Genomic DNA, 3754 nt, shown 5'->3' on the forward strand with positions numbered 1-3754 from the left:
CCCTGTACGCACGAAGGGGTTCAAAAACGGCCACATTTCATGAGAGTGCTGTTGTGCGCTTGATGCGGTCGATTGTTGCGACACCGACGTTGAAGTCGCGCGCGATGGCACGAATCGATTTTCCCTCTTTGAGCATGGCCCTGACCTGATCCTGCTGGTGTGGTGTCAGCTTCAGCTTGCGTCCGAACTTCACGCCGCGTTTCTTTGCGGAGGTCCGTCCTTCTTCTGTGCGTTCATTGATGATGTTGCGTTCAAGTTCAGAAAGTCCAGCAAAAACAGTAAGTAAGAACTTTCCCATGGAGCTTGTTGTGTCGGCCCAGGGTTCGCGCAGGGAGCGGAATGATGCTCCGACGGCCTCTACCTTCTGGGTAATCACGAAGAGATCACTGGTTGATCGGGCCAGACGGTCGAGGCTGGTGACGACCAACGTATCACTGGGCTGTAGGGAAGCGATCATCTTTTCAAGCTGAGGCCTGCGACGGTCAAACCCCGTGATTTTTTCCTGGAAGATCGTGTCACAACCTTCGCTCTGGAGGTGTTCGATCTGACTTTCTAGGTTCTGGCCAGTCGTCGAGACCCTCGCGTACCCGATCAGCATGGATTTTGCCTTGATTTAAGGCGCCATATACGGAACAAATATACGGATTTTACAAGGCGCTGATTTTGCGCACAAAAAAGGTCGTTCCGTTTGTTATAAGTTTCGGAACATGTCATGCTGCCATCCTCTCCTCTTCGAGAGGTAAACGCGTGTCCATATCAAGATCGAAGACGCCGTATGGGTTGAAGTGGCTGTGCGGCAGTGGGTTCAGCGCCGCCATGTCTCGGTCTGTCATTTTTTCGCGCCAGGCGTGCTCACGGAGCACCTCCTGGATCATAAGGGTGTTCACGTAGACCATCGCCGCTTGCAGCAGATGCAGGCTGAGGACAGAGATTTTATGATCGTCACGACGATTGGACACCAGCTCATTGCCATTGCCGTAGAAGATGAAGTCGTTCACCCCGTTCCAGCGCTCTATGACATTGAGTCCGGAATGGATCTCGCGGCGCAGCTCCGCGTTGCCGAGATACCGGCACAGAAAGATCGTTTTAACCGCCTTGCCCAATTCCAACAGCGCCGAGAACACCGGGTGCGTTTGGCCCCGTGTAAAGCGGCGTAGGATGGTTTCCGCGTCTGCTGTCCGCAGCTTGAGGGCGCTCGCAAGGCGGATCATCTCATCGTAATGCTGCCCGATCAGACCCCAGTCAATGGGCCGGGCCATGCAAATAGACTCGATATTTGCGAAGCGATGGTCGGTTTGCTTGTCCGCGCGGGCGAGCTTTTGGTTGGCGATACCCTTCAGGCGCGGCATCAAGTCGAAGCCGAGAAGATGGCAAAAGGCGAACCCCACGACACTTTGCCCGTGGGTATCAACAAACTGGCGGTCGATATCCAGGTCCGTGCCGTGGTGCAGCACGCCTTCGATCATGGAAGCGACCTCTGAAGACGAGACTTGTTTCATCTGTGAGTGGACGCAGGTGGCCTGCTTATCGACATGCCAGTAGATCATCACCCCGCGCCCGCCATAGCGCTGGTGCCACTCTGTCATCAGGTTCTGGTCCCAGGAAGCCAACTGCGTGGAATCCGAGGCACAACTCGTGCCCGCATCTCCCCAGATATCGGCGCTTCGGATGCGGTAGGTGGCGTCTGCAATCCGCCGGGTTGCATCCTGAAGCGCTGTTTTGTGAACGAAGCGTTGCCGGATGTAGAGCAGTTCTTTGTAGCTGACCTTATGGGGGCCCGCCGCAATGGCCTTGAGCCCAATATTCGTCCCGATCCCAAACAGGGCCAGCAAGAGGCGCCGGGAGACCTCTTCCTGTGGCAAGGTCTGCCGAGATCCCGCCGCACGGAACAGCGGCGTGAACTCCGTGCGCAGGTCAACTTCCTTCAGCACATCAAGCAGGCTGGTCATCGGCCACCGTCGGCCGAGCTCTGCTTTCAGGTCTTCAAGCCCCACAGGATCAGTTTGTGGCTTCAAGGGGCGTAGAGACAGGCGCGTGCCGCCACCCCGGGACTTGAGTGTGACATCCTTGTTGGCCGGGAAGCTTTGATCGAAGGAGATCAAGGCGGTTCTCATGTTATCCCGCAAAGCTTGGACAAACTGATCCGCGTCTTGGGGCTGATTAAGAAGATTAAAGTAGTGCGCGCGGCGCGCATCAAAATCGGCGGGCAGGTCTTGGTCCGGATCACAATATCGCTTCGCGCCCTCTATCCAGATTTCCTTTGTCCGCAGTTTGTCGCGCAGGGTTTGCAGGACGCATATCTCGTAGTTGATCCGATTGACGCGGCTCACGCCCCCACGGCCCATCTCGAGGACAATATCGCGCCATTTTGGGCGGACGACACCGTCGATCGGCACCTCACTCTCAGCGTAAAACTGCGGCTTCCGATCCGATGGCTCGGTCAATATAGAAAGGGCGGCTAACAACGGCTCCGCACTGGCACTGCTGGTCCGGAATGTCAGCGCTTTCAAGATTACCGGCAGGACGCGCCGATAATGCCGCGCATAAGAGCGGCGAATTGTGTGATGCACGCGGGTCGTGAAGGAAGGCGTGTCCGCTTGGTAGGCTTGTGCGAGATCACGGATCGTTTCGCGCGGGACCACTGGGTAGATGACCTGCGGAATGTCACCGTCCGGCTGCCCATCGACCGCGAGCACGATCTTGCCCAGAAGCGTGTCTTTGCTTTCCGCCTTCCGGAAATCGGCAACGTATTCCTTGATCACCTTACTCTCAGCGCGCGCAGAGATCTTGTGGATGATGCTGATCACCAAATCGCTCAGATCATCTGTCAAATCTGTGCCCCTGGTTGCGCAAAAGCAACTCAGCAGGGCATGGCGCACGACCTCAGGACGGCGGCGCATGTCCCAAGCATCCTCGCTGGCGGCGCGCCGGGCCAGATTGGCGATATGGTCTGGGTAGACACCGTCCAAGAGATCTGCAGGAAGGCCGATGGCACGCACCATCTCTAACCGCACCACAGCATCCTGAACGGCCTGTACGCTTGTCCCGCCTGGACCTCGCGCAAGCTGCGCAAATCGCGATGCGGCCTCATCAGTCGTCAGCAAAGCATCCAAGGCGTGTTTGTGCGCCAACACCAGCCGCCCTGAAATCTTGGCGCACAGCATCTGATCGAACCGGCGTTCTGACTGGGCCACCAGCTTGTCCAAACGCGATTGGTCAGGTTGGATGAAGCGGTTGATCAGAAACCACGCCGTCATTCGCTCATCAAGCGCGGACACCTGCGGTGCGTTCGGCAAGACCTCGGCCACAAGCCATTTCACAAACTCGCCTGAAGCGGCTTGATCAAACCGTCGGAGCCGCAAATGGTCCGAAACCAGACGGCGATACCGGCGATCCGAGCGCTCTGGCACATCTGATGGCAGTGGACCGTCATACTCGATCTGCTCCGCCAAGAACTGAGCAACAATCTCTGGTATAGCATCCATTCGGTTAGGAAATCTGGCATGGCGTTGGAAAAACTTCAGGTAGTATCCGAGCACAAGCCGCTTCGGACCAGACAACCCCTTCAGCAGCGGCTGCTCTGAGGGTTGCAAAACCCAATGTAACCGCAGGGCCTCCGCTGACCAAAGTTGTTCCATGTCCGCTCCAAATTAAACTATATCGGAGCATACATACGGATCATCCCGCTATGTCAACTCAAAACGCACAACCCGAAAATGTGGCCGCTTTTGACCCCCTTCGTGCGTACAGGGCC

At 56.7% G+C, this 3754-nt stretch carries 2 protein-coding genes; both read right to left on the reverse strand.

The annotated features are described in order from the left end of the window. Positions 1 to 37: 37 nt before the first annotated feature. Positions 38 to 598 carry a recombinase family protein gene (locus ACSSV8_RS19905; RefSeq protein WP_047998007.1) on the reverse strand — a complete coding sequence of 187 codons (561 nt, stop codon included), beginning with the start codon at positions 596 to 598 and terminating at the stop codon, positions 38 to 40. Between the two features lie 112 nt (positions 599 to 710). After that, positions 711 to 3638, reverse strand: a complete 2928-nt coding sequence (locus ACSSV8_RS19910; RefSeq protein WP_454283639.1) for a Tn3 family transposase — start codon at positions 3636 to 3638, stop codon at positions 711 to 713. Positions 3639 to 3754: the final 116 nt, after the last annotated feature.

The organism is Roseovarius sp. MBR-79 (assembly GCF_053628555.1).